We start from the raw sequence: 15,649 nt of genomic DNA on the forward strand, positions 1-15,649 counted from the left end.
TCCCACTGGTCAATGCCGGGCCCGAAGCCGTCCGGCGTCACTTTGACTGTCTCAAAACCGAAGCGCGCATAAAAACCCTGCGTGTGCTGGCTGGTATTCATGCTCACGCTGGCGACTCCCGGCACGGCACGGATGGCGTCCAGGCGCGCCTGCGTCAGCGCGCGGCCCAGTCCCTGCCCATGCAGATCCTGCGCCACCATGCCCCAGCACAGGCTGGCAACGCCGCCGCCCGCTTCCAGCGCATGGCCGCCGCAGGCGACGATGCGCGCGTCACCATCGACGATGCGCTCGATGACCAGATACGGGTGCGTCAATGTATCGAGCCAGGCGGCAAAGCCGGCGCGCTCCGAGAGGTCGAAAAAACGCGGCGTATTGCCATCGAAGAGGGCCAGGCAGCTATCGCGGTCACTGGCCCGGTAAGGACGTACTGTCTGCATTGTTATCCTTTCAAAAACAGGCGGGGAAATTAGTCGGCTCCGCCCTTCACAGCAGATGTTCCGACGTCACCACATGCACGCCTGGCGCAGCGGCGATGGCCGCCTCCAGCAAGGCTCGGGCGATGCGCGGTGCGGGATTGATGCGCCAGCGGCGCGGCAGCACGGGACCGAGCACACGCAGCAGGTGCAACGCGGCGCCCTCGCCCGCCCGGGCCACGTCGCGCTCGCCGCCGATCAGGCCGGGTCGCACGTGCGTGAGCGATTCAAAACCCAGCGTTTCCAGATCGCGTTCCAGCTCGCCCTTGACGCGGTTGTAGAAGAGGCGCGAAGCGGCGTTGGCGCCGGCGGCGGAATTGAGCGCATACGTGCGCGTGCCGGCCGCCAGCGCCAGGCGCGCCACGGCCAGCGGATAGTCATGGTCGACGCGCATGAACATCTGCTGCGTACCCGCCACCTTCATGGTCGTGCCCAGGGCGCAGATGACGGCATCCGCCTGCCACCAGGGTGCATCGGGCGGCAAGTGATCGAAGTCGACGAGGGGCGCTTCCAGTTTGGCATGCGCGGCCAAGGCCTTGCGCGCCGGCGCCACCACCTTGCTGACGCGTGCGTCCATCAGCGCCAGGCGCAGCACTTCACGGCCCACCAGGCCGGTGGCGCCTATCAGTATCAATTTCATTTCTTCTCCCCGCAGACATTGGACGCCACACGATACAGCATTGGGCGCCCAGGCAGCGTATCAAGCGCCAGCGTGCGTGTGATAGATCTTGCTGACGATAGTCCATTCACCTTGCACCTTGAGCAAGTTGAAAAAGTCGGTGAAGCGGAAACCCGAGATATCGTCCGTATCGACGCGCGCGCTGGCGGCCGTGCCCACGATATCGACGCGCACGATGGCGGCCTTTGCCTGCGGCGATGGCCGGAAGGCGCTGTCGATGATCTCGAACAGGCCTTCGATGGGCCCGCCCGTCAGTTTATCGTCGCCGTCGATGCCGAAAATGGTGGCCTGGCTGCTGAAAGCCGGGCGCATGATGCTGCTGTCAGCCTGCGCCCCGCCCGCATTATATTGATTCAGCACGGCGACGATGGCCTGGTAATCCTGCACATAAGTGGTGTTGTTCATGTTGCGCTCCTTGGGTGGGTGAAAAAGAAATCAGGACAGGCTTGCGGGCCAGTCGGTGTAGCCATGGGCGCCACCACCGTAATACGCCTCGCGCGGCGCCACGGCCAGCGCCACCCCACGGCGCAGGCGCGCCACGAGGTCCGGGTTGGCGATGAAGGGACGGCCAAACGCCACCGCATCGACCTTGCCCTCTGTGCGGCGCGCCAGCGCCAGTGGCAAGTCGTAATGGTTGTTGCCGATATACGGGCCGTTGAACAGCGCACGCAACGCATCGAGGTCGACGCCTGCCGGCACATCGCGTGAAGTCGCCGTGGCGCCTTCCACAAAGTGCAGATAGGCCAGTCCATGGCGATTCAACTGTTCGATCAGATAGCCATAGGTGGCCATCACGTCGCTGTCGACGGGCGTGTTGCCGGCGTCGGGCGTGACGGGAGGCAGGCGGATGCCGACCCGCGACGCGCCCCAGACGTTCACCACGGCTTGCGTCACTTCCAGGGGCAGCCGCGCACGGTTTTCGATGCTGCCGCCATAAGAGTCCGTGCGCCGGTTGGTCGAATCGCGCAGGAACTGGTCGAGCAGGTAGCTATTGGCCGAATGCACCTCGACGCCATCGAAACCGGCGCGCAGCGCGCATTCGGCCGCATGCGCATACTGCGCGACGATGCCGGCCATTTCCTGCGTGTCCAGCGCGCGCGGCATGGACACGGCTTGCATGCCGCTGGCGGTATAGGTGCAGCCCTCAGCCCGGATGGCGGAAGGCGCCACAGGCGCCGCGCCATCAGGCTGCAGACCGGCATGTGAAAACCGTCCCACATGCCACAGTTGACAGACAATCTTGCCGCCGGCCGCATGCACGGCATCGGTAACCAGCTTCCAGCCAGCCACCTGCGCGTCCGTCCAGATCCCTGGCGTCATGGCGTAGCCGCGCCCCTGGGCTGAGATATTCGTCGCTTCGCTGATGATCAGGCCGGCGCCGGCGCGCTGGGCGTAATACTCGGCATGCAAGCCATGCGGCACGCCGTCGTCGTCCATGCGGCTGCGCGTGAGCGGCGCCATGACGATGCGGTTGGCCAAGGCCAGCGCACCCAGATTGACGGGAGAGAACAAATCGCTTTCATGCTGCTCGGTCATCGTATTGCTTTCATGTCGTATGAGAAAAAACCGGAAATAACTGACCGGTCGTCTAGTTTGTAGTTAAAAAAAACGGCTACGACAGCAGCCGTTGTGTCGTCGACATTGCCGAGTCGAATGGCCCGCCGCTCTTGGCGACCTTGACCATCAGGGAAGCACCCAGCCACAACTGGTAAAGGGATTCCGCCAGCGTGCGCGCCGGCGTTGTCGTCGCCACGGAACCGTCGAAATGGCCCGCTTCCACGCACTGCGTCAGGCGTTCCAGGATGGCGCCCGTGCCTTGCTGCAGCACGGCGCCCATGTCCACAGACAAGTCGCACACTTCGGCGCCCAGTTTGACCACCAGGCATTTGCCTTCCGGCGCGCTGCTAGCCTGGGTCGTGCTCCAGTAGTCAAAATAGGCCAGCAGGCGCTCACGGGCATTGCCAGGCCCCGCCAGCAAGGCGTCGACCGTTTGCAGATAGCTGCTGAAATAATCATCGAGCAAGGCTTGACCAAACTCTTCCTTCGACTTGAAATAATAGTAAAAGGAACCTTTCGGCACGCCGGCCGCCGCCACCAGTTCCGCCAGGCCCACGGCCGTATAGCCCTTCTCGGCCATCAAGGCCTTGGCGATATCGATCAGGTGCTGGCGCATGTCAGCGGAGGATTTTTTGCTCATGCGGCCAGTATAGCAATAAATATGACCGATCGTCTAGTAAACGATATTCGCCTCTGGCATCACCCCACGCGCAGCGCCAATGCCGCCAGGGTCAGCAGCAGAACGGGCACGGTCAACACGATGCCGACGCGGAAATAGTAGCCCCAGGAAATGTGGATATCCTTGCTGTCGAGCACATGCAGCCACAGCAAGGTGGCCAGGCTGCCGATGGGCGTAATCTTCGGTCCCAGGTCGCTGCCGATGACGTTCGCGTAAATCATCGCTTCGCGCACAGCTCCCTGCGCCGTCGTGGGGTCGATGGCCAGCGCGCCCACCAGCACCGTCGGCAGGTTGTTCATCACGGACGACAGCAAGGCCGTCAGCACGCCCGTGCCCATGGCTGCGCCCCACACGCCGTACTGCGCAAAGTGATTCAGCATGCCCGTCAGGTAAGCCGTCAAGCCCGCATTGCGCAAGCCATACACGACCAGGTACATGCCTAGCGAAAAGACGACGATATGCCACGGCGCATGGCGCAGCACGTGGCGCGTGGAAATCACGTGCCCCTTGCCCGCCACGCCCAGCAGCAGAGCGGCGCCCACGGCGGCAATCAGGCTGATGGGCACACCGAGGGCTTCTTGCGAGAAAAATCCCACCAGCAGCAGCGCCAGCACCAGCCAGCCGGCACGGAAGGTAGCCAGGTCGCGAATGGCGGCGTCCGGGCGTTTCAGCTGCGCCACTTCATAGTCGCGCGGAATATCCTGGCGGAAAAAGAGCAGCAAGGCCGCCAAGGTTGCCAGCACGGCGACGACGTTGACGGGCACCATCACAGACGCGTACTCGGCAAAGCCGATCTTGAAGAAATCGGCCGAGACGATATTCACCAGGTTCGACACCACCAGCGGCAGGCTGGCCGTATCGGCGATGAAACCGGCCGCCATCACGTAGGCCAGCGTGGCTTTGGTGGAGAATTTGAGCGCCCGGAGCATGGCGATGACGATGGGCGTCAGGATCAGCGCGGCGCCGTCATTGGCGAACACGGCGGATACGGCAGCGCCCAGAAAGACCAGCAAGATAAACAACTTTCGGCCACTACCGCCGCCCCAGCGCGCCACGTGCAGCGCAGCCCATTCGAAGAAGCCAGCCGCGTCCAGCAGCAGGCTGATGATAATTACCGCGACGAAGGTGCCGGTGGCGTTCCACACGATATGCCAGACGACGGGGATGTCGCCCCAGTGGATCACGCCAGCCAGCAAGGCGACGCCAGCGCCGATGACGGCGCTCCAGCCGATGCCCAGGCCGCGCGGTTGCCAGATGACGAGGATCAGGGTAGCGAGAAAGATGAGGAAAGCGGTCAGCATGCGGTGAGAGTCCCGTGCGGTGCGGCATCGCGGGCACCATGCGCCGCAGCCTGTGAATGTCAACAATAATTCCATAATACTGGAATTATTGAATGAATGCAAAGACTGCGGCGAAGCTGCCCTACTTCAGGGCGATGGCGATATCGCTCAATCCCACCGTCCCATTGCCGATGGCAGAGAGGGCCGGCGTGGCCGCGCCGCCACTCAGCACCGCCGCCCCCGTCGCCAGGTCGATGCGGTACAGCGAGCTGGGGCCGCCGGCCGCCGTGCGCAGCACAGCCAGCGCCAGCCCGTTGGCGCCGCCCGCGATATCGAAGCCCACGTCGCCCGCCACGGCGACACCGAGCGCGCCCGGCAGCCCCACATTGGCCAGGGTACCGTCATTCGGCGGGTTTTGCAGGGCGAGACTGGCGCTGGCCGTGTCGATATCGAACAGCATGGTCGTCACCGTGCCCGCAAAGCTGTTGGTATAGGCCGCTGCCGTGACGACAGGCGCCGCACCCGCGCGGTTGATGGCGCCATCGGTGGTGGTGGCGCCCGTGTCAACATTGATGCGCAGGCTTTGCCCCGTGTTACCGATCACGCGCAGGCGGTCGGCGACAGGGTTGAAATCCACGCCAAAGGCCGTGCCGGCGATGGCCGTGTACGGCGCGCTGGTGTCCGCCGCGTCGGCCGCCAGCGTCGCCTTGACGGTGACGGCGCCCGTAGCCGGGTCGATGGTGACGATACGGCCCGTCGAGGATATCCCGTACAGCAAACCATCCTTGGGACGAATGTCAAAGCCCAGCAGGCGCTCGCCCGCCGCCAGGCCCGTGACGGCCACGTTGGCATCGAGCGTGTTTGGCGTAGCGGTCTTGAAGGTGACGATGCGGCCATCGTCCGTCAAGCCGTAGGCGACGGGTGCCGCCAGAGGCGCCAAGGCGATGCCGCGCAGCTCTTCCGTCACACCGATGGCCGCTACCAGGGTCGCCGGGGCGCTGGCCGCCGCCAGGTTGACGCTGTACAGATTGCGCGTGCCGGCCACCGTCATCACGGCGTAGCCCGTATTCGTGCGCGCATCGATGTCGAAACCGGCCACCGCCGTGGCGGCCACGCCCAGCGGCACGGCGCTGGCCAGGGTGCCGTTGTTCGGCGGATTTTGCGTGTACAGCGTGGCGTTGACCCCATCGATAACAAATAAAGTGGTGCTGGCCGTGCCGGCGAAACTGTTGGTATAGGCGGCGGCCGTGATGGCGGTGCTGGCCACGCCGCCATTGATGTTGCCATCCGTGGTGGTGGCGCCCGTATCGACATTGATGCGCAGGCTCTGGCCCGTGTTGCTAACGATGCGCAGGCGGTCGGCGACGGGGTTGAAATCGACGCCAAATTCCGTGCCGGCCAGCGCGGTGTAGGGCGCCGTGGTGTCGGCCGCATCGGCCGCCAGGCTGGCTTTCACGGTGGCGGCGCCCGTGCTGCCATTCAAGGTGTAGATGCGGCCCGTGCTGCCGACGCCATACAGTTGGCCATCGGCGGGCCGGAAATCGATGCCCAGCAGGTTTTCCCCCGCCTGCAAGCCCGTCACGGTGACAGCGCTGCGAATGGTGCCCGGCGCGGCGCGGTCGAACGACAACAGTTTATTGCTGGCCGTTAGCACAAACACGTCGCCCGTGACGACCACTGGCGGCGGTGGCGGCGGGGGCGCGACGACGACATTGTCGTGGCTGTCGCCGCCCCCGCATGCGGACAGGGCAATGGCGACGGCGGAAGCGAGCAACAGCTTGGCAAATGGCAAGGATGGTAGCGTGGACATGAGCGTGACTCCGGTAAGTGAGTGAATGGAAGTGCCGCCCAAGCCGCTATTGCAGCGAGCGCACCCCGGTACTACCCGCCATGCGCGCTTTTGGATGCAGCGGTGGAAAAAAAATGTCTGCACCGCCGTTTGTGATTGTCTTTAAGCAACTTAATCGATGTATAGTCGCAGGCAGGATTGAAACAGGAGGCAGGACAGTGGCGCGCATCTTTCAGACCAACAACATGGGCGAAGCCGACTTGCGGGTGGCCATCGTGCCGCGCGGCAACGCCGACTTGTTCGTACACCGCGTTGCCAGCCTGGGCCTGGCGCATGGTGACGCGCAATGGTTCATCACCCGTGAGCGCCAGGATGCCACGGCCAGCGTGTATTTCACCTCGCAAGGCTTTGCGCAGCTGACCATCTGTTTTGTCGACCAGGCCAGCGAAGCAGGCTGGGCCAGGCCACATCGGTACAAGGGCTGCCTGTCGCACGGCGACGCCTGACATCAGGCGGAGGAGCGCGTCATGGATTTGATTTTGCTGGAACCCGGCAACCCTGACCTCGTATTCGGCAAGGCGCCGAACGACGCCATCTGGGGCGATGGCGCCACATTCCAGGATTGAACGAACTACATCGCACTGCTTCCGCTGCACCAGGGCCAGGGCATAATGCAGCCATTAACGACAGGCGTCAGCAACGCGGCGCACACTTCGCCCACCGTCATCACCATCGCCTTGCGCGACGGCCAGATCAGCGAAACCCAGTTGCAAACCCATCCCAAAACGCTGCCTGGATCGCTCGCTCGTACTGCAAGCGCATATTCGGCCTGCAAAATATCGGGACGGCGCGCCGGCAAGTCCGTTGGCAGCGGCGCGGCAAGGTGAACATCGCCACCAAGTTCGGCTTCAAGATCCTGCCCCACGGCCAGGGTGTGGGACGCATGGCGGGCGTGGACAGCCGCCCGGAGCACATCGTCCAGACCTTGGAAGCATCGCTGGCCAGGCTGGGCATCGAGTTTATCGACCTGCAGGATCAACACCGCGTGGACCCCGCCGTGCCCAACGAAGACGTGGGGGGGGCGCCATGGCGAATCTGGTGCGGGCGGGCCAGGCGCGCCACCTGGGGCTGTCGGAAGTGTCGGCCGCCACCCTGCGCCGCACCCACGTCGTGCATCCGATTGCGGCGGTGCAATCCGAATACTCGCTGTGGAGCCGCGACGTGAAAGCCGAGGTGCTGCCCGCCAGCGTGCAGGGCGCGCGCTACCCGAAGGTTGAGCTTGCCATGCTTGACCTGTAGACAACGGCGCCTGGCTGCGCTAACTTGAGTACGCAATACAGGTTCTTTTTGCCCGCCGCACTTGAAATGCCTGAATCCGCTATCATTTCCAATCTGAACTATTCATTATGAGAGGGATTTATATGTCCGATTTGCTCGAAACACTGCAATGGCGCTACGCCACCAAGAAGATGGACCCCACTAAAACGGTGCCGCAAGACAAGGTCGAGCGCATCCTGGAAGCCGTGCGCCTGACGGCCAGCTCCAGCGGACTGCACCCGTATGAAGTATTCGTCGTGACGAATCCGGCCCTGCGCGAGCAGATCAAGCCGCATGCGTGGAACCAGTCGCAAGTGACGGACGCTTCGCACCTGCTGGTGTTTGCTGCCTGGGACAATTACACGGTAGAACGCATCAACGCGCGCTTTGACCTGGTCAACACCGTGCGCGGCTTCAAGAATGAAGGCTGGGAAGCCTACCGCCAGCAAATCCTGGCCACGTATCCGCAGCGCGATGCGGAAACCAACTACCAGCACGCGGCGCGCCAGGCGTATATCGGCGTGGGCACGGCCCTGATCGCCGCGGCGCAGGAAAAAGTCGATTCGACGCCGATGGAAGGCTTTGATCCGGCCAAGGTCGATGAAATCCTGGGCTTGCGCGAAAAAGGCCTGCGCTCCGTCGTCATGCTGCCGCTCGGCTACCGCGCCGACGAGGGCGACTGGCTGGTGGACTTGAAAAAAGTGCGCCCTGCGCGCGAGCAGTTCATCACCGAGCTGGCGTAAGCTCCTGGCCCGTGACTGAAAAGCGGATGCTGGCGACGGCATCCGCTTTTTTTACATTCAGGCCGCTTGCGGGAAGCGCACCGTCACCTGCAAGCCCCGCCCCGCCGCGCCATCTTCCAGCGCGGCCTGCAAATCGACCCTGCCGCCCTGCTGCGTGTAGCGCAAGGCGTTGTCGATCAGGTTACTCAGCAACACTTGCAAGCCCTCTGGGTCGGCCTGCGCCAGCACCCTGGCCGGCAACGTATCCACCACGCTCAGGTCGATTGCGCAGCTGTCGGCCAGCGCGCTGTGCTCGGCCACGGCCGCTTCCAGCTGGCTTCTTCCAACAGCGAGCGGAACAGCGAAATGCCCGCGCACGTATGGTACGCAGTACCTCCATACCCTCCTAGCCGGGCAAGCCCAGGTCCAGCAGTATCAAATCGTAGGCGACCCCGGCCAGCGCCAGCTCCGCATCGTTGCCATCGCGGCAGCCTGGCCGACTTCGACGATCTGGCCGTCGACGTGTGAGCGGCGCCGGGGCCCGCGCTTTAGCTGGCGCTGAAATCGAAGTCTCACAGGCCCCGGTTGCGGTTCAACGCAAGGTCCACTTCGGAGGCCGTGGCCGGTACCACGGACTGCATCGTGGCCGAGTGAGCATCGACATGCTGCATGCTCAAGACGGGCCTGGCGTTGACGTACCAGTTGCGGTGTCAGACTGGCCTGTGGTTGCAGGGACTGGCACTCCGACATCATCTTCATGTTGTCGTCGGCACCATCGCTGCACACGTTGATCGGGACTTGATGATCGTAGACGAACGATTCTGTGGTCCCAGGCACGCCCTTCAACACTTGCCCGGCATGCATCTGGTCATTGCTCTGCGGGTTCAAGAAAAACAGCGCCGGACGACGAGTCCGCGATTTCCTCTGGCGCTGGTCATCACGGCAAACGATGCGGCGAAGCTCGCCGGGCAATGCCCCCAACAGGCCCTGGCGGGTGCAGGGCCTGTGCGGGGTGTTATCGAACGATTACTGCGCCAGATAGCGTTCCGAACGGGGACCGTACAGCAAGCCATTCGGCACTCCGGCCGACAGCAGCCGCGCATTCGCCGTGCCGGCGATAGGATGGCTGGCATCGGTGCTGGTGTTGATGATCTGCTTGACCGCCGCCGTCACCAGCATGCCGACCAGGCCGCCGCCACCGCTGTTGTTGCCTTCGTTGCTCGAAGCGCTGGCAGCACCCTGCCACAGCAAGGCGCCCGTCTTCAGGTCCACCAGCTTGGCATCGACCGAGACCACCGTCACGCTGTCGATCACGGCGTAGGTCGTGCCGTACCTGGAGATCGTCACGTACAGACCCGCATCGGCGCCAAAGATCTCGTTGAGCTTTTTCGCATCGACACCGTGGATATCGGCAGCGTTCGTCAAGCCGTTCTGCTTGAAGGTTTCACCGACCACGGCCACCGGCAGCACGTAGTAGCCCGCTTCAGCCAGCGGATAGGTCACTTGCGCGTAGACGCTGTTGCCGGCATTGACTTCCGGCGAATTGTTCAACGGCGGCAAGACCACGATGGAACGTGGCTTGGCCGCCTTGAAGGCCGTATAGTCATACGCGGCCTGCTTGGTGGCGCAACCGACCATGAAGATGGCAGGACCCAGGCACAGGGCCATTTTCAACATGCGCGACATCATAATTTCTCGCCTTTTTTCAATTTACCCAACAGGAAGTCCATGTACGGCGTCGATTCCGGGAAAAGCTTTTTCTCGTCTTCGAATTGCGCGGCAACCTGCTCCGGCTTGCCCGCGATCGAGTACAGCATGCCCAGGTGGGCATGGAAACCCGGCGGCGCATGGTTGCCCTTCGCAGCGATCACTTGCAAGTCTTTTTCCATGGCAGCCATCTGCTGCTCCGGACTTTCACCCTTCAGGTATTCGTACACTTGCGGCTGGTAGCCTTCCCATTGGTACAGGGTCTTCGATTGCGTGGCGCAACCGGTCAGTGCGGCACAGGCGAGCAAGGCCAGCAGGGCTGCGCCCTTATTCATCATTGTCTGTTTCATGGGATACCTTATTGTTTGCGCAGTGCGCCCGCTTCGACGCCAGCCACCAGGCGCTCTACCGCTTCGCGCATGGCCAGGTCCAGTACCTTGCCGTTGAGAGTGGCGTCATAGCTGGCGGTGCCGCCAAAGCCCAGGACTTCACGGTTCGACAAGCTGTATTCGCCAGCGCCGCCGGCCGAGTACACGACTTCCGAGGTGGCGATATTGACGACGTTCAAGGTGACCTTGGCATAGGCCACTTGCGTCTTGCCGCGGCCCATGATGCCGAACAATTGCTTGTCGCCCACTTCCTTGCGGCCGAATTCGGTCACGTCGCCGGTCACGACGAAGTCCGCGCCCTTGATGTTCTGGCCCTGCTTCTTGAACTCCGCTTCCTGCTTGAGCTCGGCCATGTTGTCGCGGTCGAGCACATTGAAACGGTTGGACGTCTGCAGGTGCGCAATCAAAATCGTTTTCGACTGGCTACCCAGGCGGTCGACGCCATCAGAAAAGATGCCGCGCATGAAGTTCGAGCGGTTGTCGAATTTACCGACAGCGATCAGGGTGCGTGGACCAACGTAGGGACGGGCTGCGCTGGCAACCGTGGGGACAGCCAGGGCTTGCGAGGATTCGGAAGCGCAGCCAGCCAAAGCCGCGCCAATCAGCGCTGCAATCAACAACGCGCCAGGTTTATTCTTGTTCATAGTGCCCTTATGATATGGATGATCAGGAGCAACCTGCGAAATTGATTTTAGGCAAGTTAATTTCCTAATTGCAATTATATGGTATTGCATGTCTCACAATTCTCTCCAAAAGTAACGATGACAAGGATTGCATGATTGCCAGCACTATGCAGGCACGACGCATGCTTGACTTCTCAAGTTCAATTCATTAACTTGGCAGTAAAAAACGGCGTGCGGCGATTGCCACCACCGACAGACCTTGCCCGCCGAGCTGCCCCACCCCGGCGCCAACTCCACTACGCCTTTTCACATCGATGGGTCTCAGGCCATGCCGTCACACGATCATTCCCCATCCCATCCGCTGGCCACGGCGCTGGCGCTCTCGCTGGGCGCCGCAGTCGCTCTGGGGCTATCGCGCTTTTCGTATGGCTTGCTGTTGCCGCCCATGCGCGCCGACCTGGGCTGGTCCTACCTGCTGGCTGGCACCATGAACACCTTCAATGCGCTCGGCTATTTTCTCGGCGCCCTGGCCACGCCAGCGCTGATGCGCCGCCTGGGCGTGTGGCGTTTGCTGATCATCGGTTCCGTGCTGGCCAGCATCTTCATGCTGATGTCAGGCCTCGTCAGCGACACGACCACCCTGTTCCTGCAGCGCGTGTGCGCGGGCGTGGCCAGCGCCTTCATGTTCATCGCCGGCGGCGTGCTGGCGGCGCGGCTCGGTTCCATGCACAGCCAGCACGCCGGGTTCTACATCGGCCTGTATTACGGCGGCACGGGCTTCGGCATCGCGCTGTCGGCCCTGCTGGTGCCGGCGGCGCTGACGTCCGCCCAGGAGCACGGCGCCGCGCATGCGTGGCAATGGCCATGGCTGGCACTCGGGATCGCCTGTCTGCTCGCTACCGCCATCATGGCCTTGCCGGCGAAAGCAATCGGCGAAGCGCCGCGCGCCCTCGCCACGCCGCGGCCTTTCGCCTGGCGCGATTTCTTGCCCAGCCTGGCCGGCTATTTCATGTTTGGCGTTGGCTACATCGGCTACATGACCTTCGTCATCGCCCTGCTCAAGCAGCAAGGCATGAGCGCCACCTTGATCACCGTGTTCTACACTGTATTGGGCCTGGCGGTGGTGGCGTCGTCGCGTATCTGGGCGCGCATGCTGGACCGCTACAAGGGCGGTGAATCGCTGGCAATCTTGAATGGCGTGCTGGGCGCAGTGACCATCCTGCCGGCGCTGACGAGCTTTGCGCCCGTCGTATTCCTCTCCGGGCTGGTCTTCGGCGCCGTCTTCCTGTCGGTGGTGGCATCGACCACGGCCCTGGTGCGGCATAACCTGCCCCAGCAATCCTGGACAGCAGGCATCAGCGCCTACACGACGGCATTCGCGCTGGGCCAGATCGTCGGCCCCATCGTGGTCGGCTGGATCGCCGACGGCCCCGCCGGCCTGGAACGGGGTTTGATCGCCTCGGCCATGGCTCTCTTTATCGGCGCGGCGCTGGCTTCGCGGCAAAAGGCGCTGGCGCCGGCCGCATAGCCGACTGCAGGCATTGACCACCTTCGCGGAAAGAACACGATGAACACCGATGCACGAAAAATCCCGCCAACGATGGATGCCGAAACATTGGAATTCATCCAGAGCCTGTTCGCCCTGGTACGCGAAGGCGACACGCAGCAACTGGGCGCCATGCTTGCCCAGGGCGTGCCAGTGAACTTCCGCAACGAAAAAGGCGACAGCCTGATCATGCTGGCCAGCTACCATGGCCACCTTGAAACGTCACGCCTGCTGCTCGCCGCGGGCGCCGACGCCAACGTCCCGAACGACCAGGGCCAGACGCCGCTCGCCGGGGTGGCCTACAAGGGCTACCTGGAGATCGCCGAGCTGCTGCTCAAGCATGGCGCAAAGGTAGAAGGTGCCAGCCCGGACGGCAAGACACCGTTGATGATGGCCGCCATGTTCAACCGCCTGGCCATCCTCGACCTGCTGCTGCAACACGGCGCCCGCATCGATGCCGTGGACAGCCGCGGCATGACTGCCGTTTCGCTGGCCAAGTCCATGAATGCGCAGGAAACCCTGGCCCGCCTGGTCGGCCTGGGGCAGACGACGTGAATGCGGCGGCTTGATCTGCTCCGGTGCTGCGGCACCCAGGATCAGTAACGATTTCACGGACGGAATGAAGCTTCGCCATTTCAACGAGACCTCACCATACCGATGAAAAGTCACCTATCAATTATCGCAACGAACCCTCTCTAAACATGTTGGTGCGGAGAAAAATACTACAGCGATAACTGTCAGGTTGGCGGATGGGCGCGAGGTTAAGACAATTGTAGATAAAAGCGGGAAAAATGTTGGAGGAATGATTGAAGCAAAAAATGTGGTTGATTTATCTCTGTCGCCTCAGTTTAGAGCGCAAGTGCAAATTGCACAGGAGACTGGACAGCCACTCAATCTTGTAGTTAGTCCAAGAAATAAAACCACATCCAAGAATCTTGTCGCTGAAATTAAAAAAACGGACGGGGAAATATACGCATATATTCCTGTCGCAAAAACCATTCAGAAAATATAACCATCATGAAAAAGTATATAAAAATTAATGTCAGGACAAAGAGCGAAACAGTTAATTGGCGTGTTGGGAGACATATTTTAGATAGTTTGTGTGAATCTCAAGGGAGTCTCCTTCCTGAGCAAATTTCTCATAATCCAGATAAATTTGATGCACCGTTTCTTGGAAAAAAGTGTGTTGAAAAGTTCTGGGCGACTCCTGTCACTTTGAGTTATAGCGGAGGAACGTTTGAAGTTGCGGAAACATTTGCTTGGCGGAGGAAAAAATCGGTGAAATCTTTGGGTTATGTGACGCATACAAAGAGAAATATAAAATCTCAGATTGTTCCTGGTGAAATCAGCTTTACTTCGGACTACGCATCAAAAGTAAATTTTTATGAATTATTTAAGTCGTGGTGTTGCATTCTTCCTCCGCAAATTGGCATGCTACATTTATTTGTTGAAGAAGAATTGAAAGATCTTGGCCAGTACGATAGTTTTCGTTTGGGATCTTTTAATGCGTCACTGAATCCGGAAATTTCCGGGATAGGATGGGCTATGTACTATGGCCCTGATTTTTGTAAAGATATCGATATTAAAAAATTAGAAGAATCAGGATTTTTTGTGGAAAATATTGGTGATGGATTTATTGTCAGAGTGACGCAAAACATTGCGGATGTTAATGATAATTTCGCTATTTTTTCGGAGCGACGCGAAGAAATGAGGAAATTGTTTCCTCAGAATTTTTTCAAAGGCGAAGATGATGAATGAACAGGACGAGGACCCGGTCCGTCATTCGCGAGGGCCGGAGCGAGGCCGGGGTCAGATACCGAGGCGGGGCCACGAGGCGAGGTCCGCTATTCAGACACGACCTCAGCCATGCCGATGTCCAAACCATGCCCCACATCGCCACCGCTTTTCAAGGACAGTCAGTCGTGCCGTATCGGCATTTAGTAGAGCGCAACTTGCCACAAATAGAGATGAGCAAAGCTGAGATCGTGTACGAATGGAGGATCTGACCCCGGCTCCCTCAAATGGCGGACCTGACCCCGGCTCCCGGCTCCTGCGACGAGGGCCAGACGCAGCTCGCCGGTGTGGCCTACAAGGGCTACCTGGACATCGCCGAACTGCTGCTCCAGCACGGCGCCAAGGTGGAAGGCAGCAGCCCGGATGGCAAGACCCCCTTGATGATGGCCGCCATGTTCAATCGCCTGGCCATCCTCGACCTGCTGCTGCAACACGGCGCCCGCATCGATGCCGTGGACAGCCGCGGCATGACTGCCGTTTCGCTGGCCAGGAGCAAGAATGCGCAGGAGACCCTCGCCCGCCTGGTCGGCTTGGGGCAGACGACGTGAATGCGGCGGTTTGATCTGCTCCGGTGCTGCGGCACCCAGGATCAGTAACAATTTCACGGACGGAATGAGGCTTCGCCATTTCAACGAGACCTCACCATACCGATGAAAAGTCACCTATCAATTATCGTAACGAACCTTCTTTAAATAAATCCGCCTCATAACCCAGCTCCATAGAGAATTTACCGGCATCAACATTTACCGTAAATTCGCAACGTGTCCATGCAGGCTGATTATTGCTGACCATGAATTGCTGATGCTCACCAACCAAACCAAGAAGTTTCTCCGTCTCTAAATCACTGATGAAGAAATTTCTCTCAACGACTCCGTTATTTGAATAAAACTCAAATCGACCAACATCACCTTCAGGAGAAAGGACTGCAATCATCAAAATTATTTTTGCATCTTCAGGAGCGACACTATATAAACATTGTCCAATTTCCTTAGATATTTCAATATCTTTCGATTCCATTTTTCATCCTTAAACTTTATTTTTAAAAGTAACTTTATATTGCACATTATCCACCTTATATTCTACCACCCGGATGG

General features: G+C 60.6%; 18 protein-coding genes and 3 pseudogenes. 9 read left to right on the forward strand and 12 right to left on the reverse strand.

Annotation, left to right across the window (positions count from 1 at the left end; translation table 11 throughout):
• Positions 1-2: 2 nt before the first annotated feature.
• The 7 genes and pseudogenes from ACQ4WN_RS13565 to ACQ4WN_RS13595 all read right to left on the reverse strand — a co-directional run.
• Positions 3-437 (reverse strand): annotated as a pseudogene (locus tag ACQ4WN_RS13565) (GNAT family N-acetyltransferase); the annotation flags it as partial.
• 46 nt (positions 438-483) lie between these two features.
• A complete protein-coding gene (locus ACQ4WN_RS13570) occupies positions 484-1,113 on the reverse strand; it encodes a Rossmann-fold NAD(P)-binding domain-containing protein (protein ID WP_436552020.1) in 630 nt (209 codons plus the stop codon).
• A gap of 60 nt (positions 1,114-1,173) precedes the next feature.
• Complete coding sequence (locus ACQ4WN_RS13575) at positions 1,174-1,557, reverse strand: nuclear transport factor 2 family protein (RefSeq protein ID WP_436552021.1); 384 nt, start codon at positions 1,555-1,557, stop codon at positions 1,174-1,176.
• Positions 1,558-1,587: 30 nt separating this feature from the next.
• Positions 1,588-2,688 (reverse strand): alkene reductase, encoded by a 1,101-nt coding sequence (locus ACQ4WN_RS13580; protein ID WP_436552022.1) that lies wholly within the window; start codon positions 2,686-2,688, stop codon positions 1,588-1,590.
• Positions 2,689-2,764: 76 nt separating this feature from the next.
• Positions 2,765-3,349: a TetR/AcrR family transcriptional regulator gene (locus tag ACQ4WN_RS13585; RefSeq protein WP_436552023.1), complete on the reverse strand. Its 585-nt coding sequence runs from the start codon at positions 3,347-3,349 to the stop codon at positions 2,765-2,767.
• A 59-nt stretch (positions 3,350-3,408) separates the two neighbouring features.
• Positions 3,409-4,689: an arsenic transporter gene (locus tag ACQ4WN_RS13590; RefSeq protein ID WP_436552024.1), complete on the reverse strand. Its 1,281-nt coding sequence runs from the start codon at positions 4,687-4,689 to the stop codon at positions 3,409-3,411.
• A gap of 121 nt (positions 4,690-4,810) precedes the next feature.
• Complete coding sequence (locus tag ACQ4WN_RS13595) at positions 4,811-6,478, reverse strand: DUF4394 domain-containing protein (protein WP_436552025.1); 1,668 nt, start codon at positions 6,476-6,478, stop codon at positions 4,811-4,813.
• Between the two features lie 197 nt (positions 6,479-6,675).
• Between ACQ4WN_RS13595 and ACQ4WN_RS13600 the strand changes: the two genes are divergently transcribed.
• The 4 genes and pseudogenes from ACQ4WN_RS13600 to ACQ4WN_RS13615 all read left to right on the forward strand — a co-directional run bounded on the left by ACQ4WN_RS13600 (position 6,676) and on the right by ACQ4WN_RS13615 (position 8,517).
• Positions 6,676-6,963: a 7(1) septoil knot domain-containing protein gene (locus tag ACQ4WN_RS13600; protein ID WP_436552026.1), complete on the forward strand. Its 288-nt coding sequence runs from the start codon at positions 6,676-6,678 to the stop codon at positions 6,961-6,963.
• A 377-nt stretch (positions 6,964-7,340) separates the two neighbouring features.
• A pseudogene (locus ACQ4WN_RS13605) lies at positions 7,341-7,472 on the forward strand (aldo/keto reductase); the annotation flags it as partial.
• A 71-nt stretch (positions 7,473-7,543) separates the two neighbouring features.
• A complete protein-coding gene (locus tag ACQ4WN_RS13610; RefSeq protein WP_436552027.1) occupies positions 7,544-7,756 on the forward strand; it encodes an aldo/keto reductase in 213 nt (70 codons plus the stop codon).
• A 122-nt stretch (positions 7,757-7,878) separates the two neighbouring features.
• Positions 7,879-8,517 (forward strand): NAD(P)H-dependent oxidoreductase, encoded by a 639-nt coding sequence (locus ACQ4WN_RS13615; protein WP_219890033.1) that lies wholly within the window; start codon positions 7,879-7,881, stop codon positions 8,515-8,517.
• 57 nt (positions 8,518-8,574) lie between these two features.
• On the opposite strand, the gene ACQ4WN_RS13620 is transcribed toward ACQ4WN_RS13615, so the two are convergent.
• The 4 genes from ACQ4WN_RS13620 to ACQ4WN_RS13635 all read right to left on the reverse strand — a co-directional run bounded on the left by ACQ4WN_RS13620 (position 8,575) and on the right by ACQ4WN_RS13635 (position 11,236).
• Entirely contained in the window at positions 8,575-8,817 is a 243-nt protein-coding gene (locus tag ACQ4WN_RS13620) for a hypothetical protein (RefSeq protein ID WP_436552028.1), read from the reverse strand.
• Positions 8,818-9,522: 705 nt separating this feature from the next.
• Positions 9,523-10,185 carry a DUF799 domain-containing protein gene (locus ACQ4WN_RS13625; protein WP_436552029.1) on the reverse strand — a complete coding sequence of 221 codons (663 nt, stop codon included), beginning with the start codon at positions 10,183-10,185 and terminating at the stop codon, positions 9,523-9,525.
• Entirely contained in the window at positions 10,182-10,541 is a 360-nt protein-coding gene (locus tag ACQ4WN_RS13630) for a DUF4810 domain-containing protein (RefSeq protein ID WP_230516614.1), read from the reverse strand. The genes ACQ4WN_RS13625 and ACQ4WN_RS13630 overlap by 4 nt, the downstream gene beginning before the upstream one ends.
• A gap of 20 nt (positions 10,542-10,561) precedes the next feature.
• On the reverse strand, positions 10,562-11,236 hold the full coding sequence (locus tag ACQ4WN_RS13635; RefSeq protein ID WP_071077629.1) for a CsgG/HfaB family protein: 675 nt from the start codon (positions 11,234-11,236) through the stop codon (positions 10,562-10,564).
• 307 nt (positions 11,237-11,543) lie between these two features.
• On the opposite strand from ACQ4WN_RS13635, the gene ACQ4WN_RS13640 reads away from it, so the two are divergent.
• The 5 genes and pseudogenes from ACQ4WN_RS13640 (at position 11,544) to ACQ4WN_RS13660 (ending at position 15,103) form a co-directional block, all read left to right on the forward strand.
• Entirely contained in the window at positions 11,544-12,743 is a 1,200-nt protein-coding gene (locus tag ACQ4WN_RS13640; protein WP_436552030.1) for a YbfB/YjiJ family MFS transporter, read from the forward strand.
• A gap of 39 nt (positions 12,744-12,782) precedes the next feature.
• Positions 12,783-13,316 carry an ankyrin repeat domain-containing protein gene (locus tag ACQ4WN_RS13645; protein WP_436552031.1) on the forward strand — a complete coding sequence of 178 codons (534 nt, stop codon included), beginning with the start codon at positions 12,783-12,785 and terminating at the stop codon, positions 13,314-13,316.
• Positions 13,317-13,488: 172 nt separating this feature from the next.
• Positions 13,489-13,773 (forward strand): annotated as a pseudogene (locus ACQ4WN_RS13650) (putative toxin); the annotation flags it as partial.
• 5 nt (positions 13,774-13,778) lie between these two features.
• Positions 13,779-14,519 (forward strand): hypothetical protein, encoded by a 741-nt coding sequence (locus ACQ4WN_RS13655; protein WP_436552032.1) that lies wholly within the window; start codon positions 13,779-13,781, stop codon positions 14,517-14,519.
• A gap of 263 nt (positions 14,520-14,782) precedes the next feature.
• Positions 14,783-15,103 carry an ankyrin repeat domain-containing protein gene (locus ACQ4WN_RS13660; protein ID WP_436552033.1) on the forward strand — a complete coding sequence of 107 codons (321 nt, stop codon included), beginning with the start codon at positions 14,783-14,785 and terminating at the stop codon, positions 15,101-15,103.
• Between the two features lie 121 nt (positions 15,104-15,224).
• Here the strand turns inward: ACQ4WN_RS13660 and ACQ4WN_RS13665 are convergent, their stop codons facing one another.
• Entirely contained in the window at positions 15,225-15,572 is a 348-nt protein-coding gene (locus ACQ4WN_RS13665) for a hypothetical protein (RefSeq protein ID WP_436552034.1), read from the reverse strand.
• Positions 15,573-15,649 lie beyond the last annotated feature (77 nt).

Source organism: Janthinobacterium pasteuri (assembly GCF_051380775.1).
GTDB lineage: Bacteria > Pseudomonadota > Gammaproteobacteria > Burkholderiales > Burkholderiaceae_D > Janthinobacterium.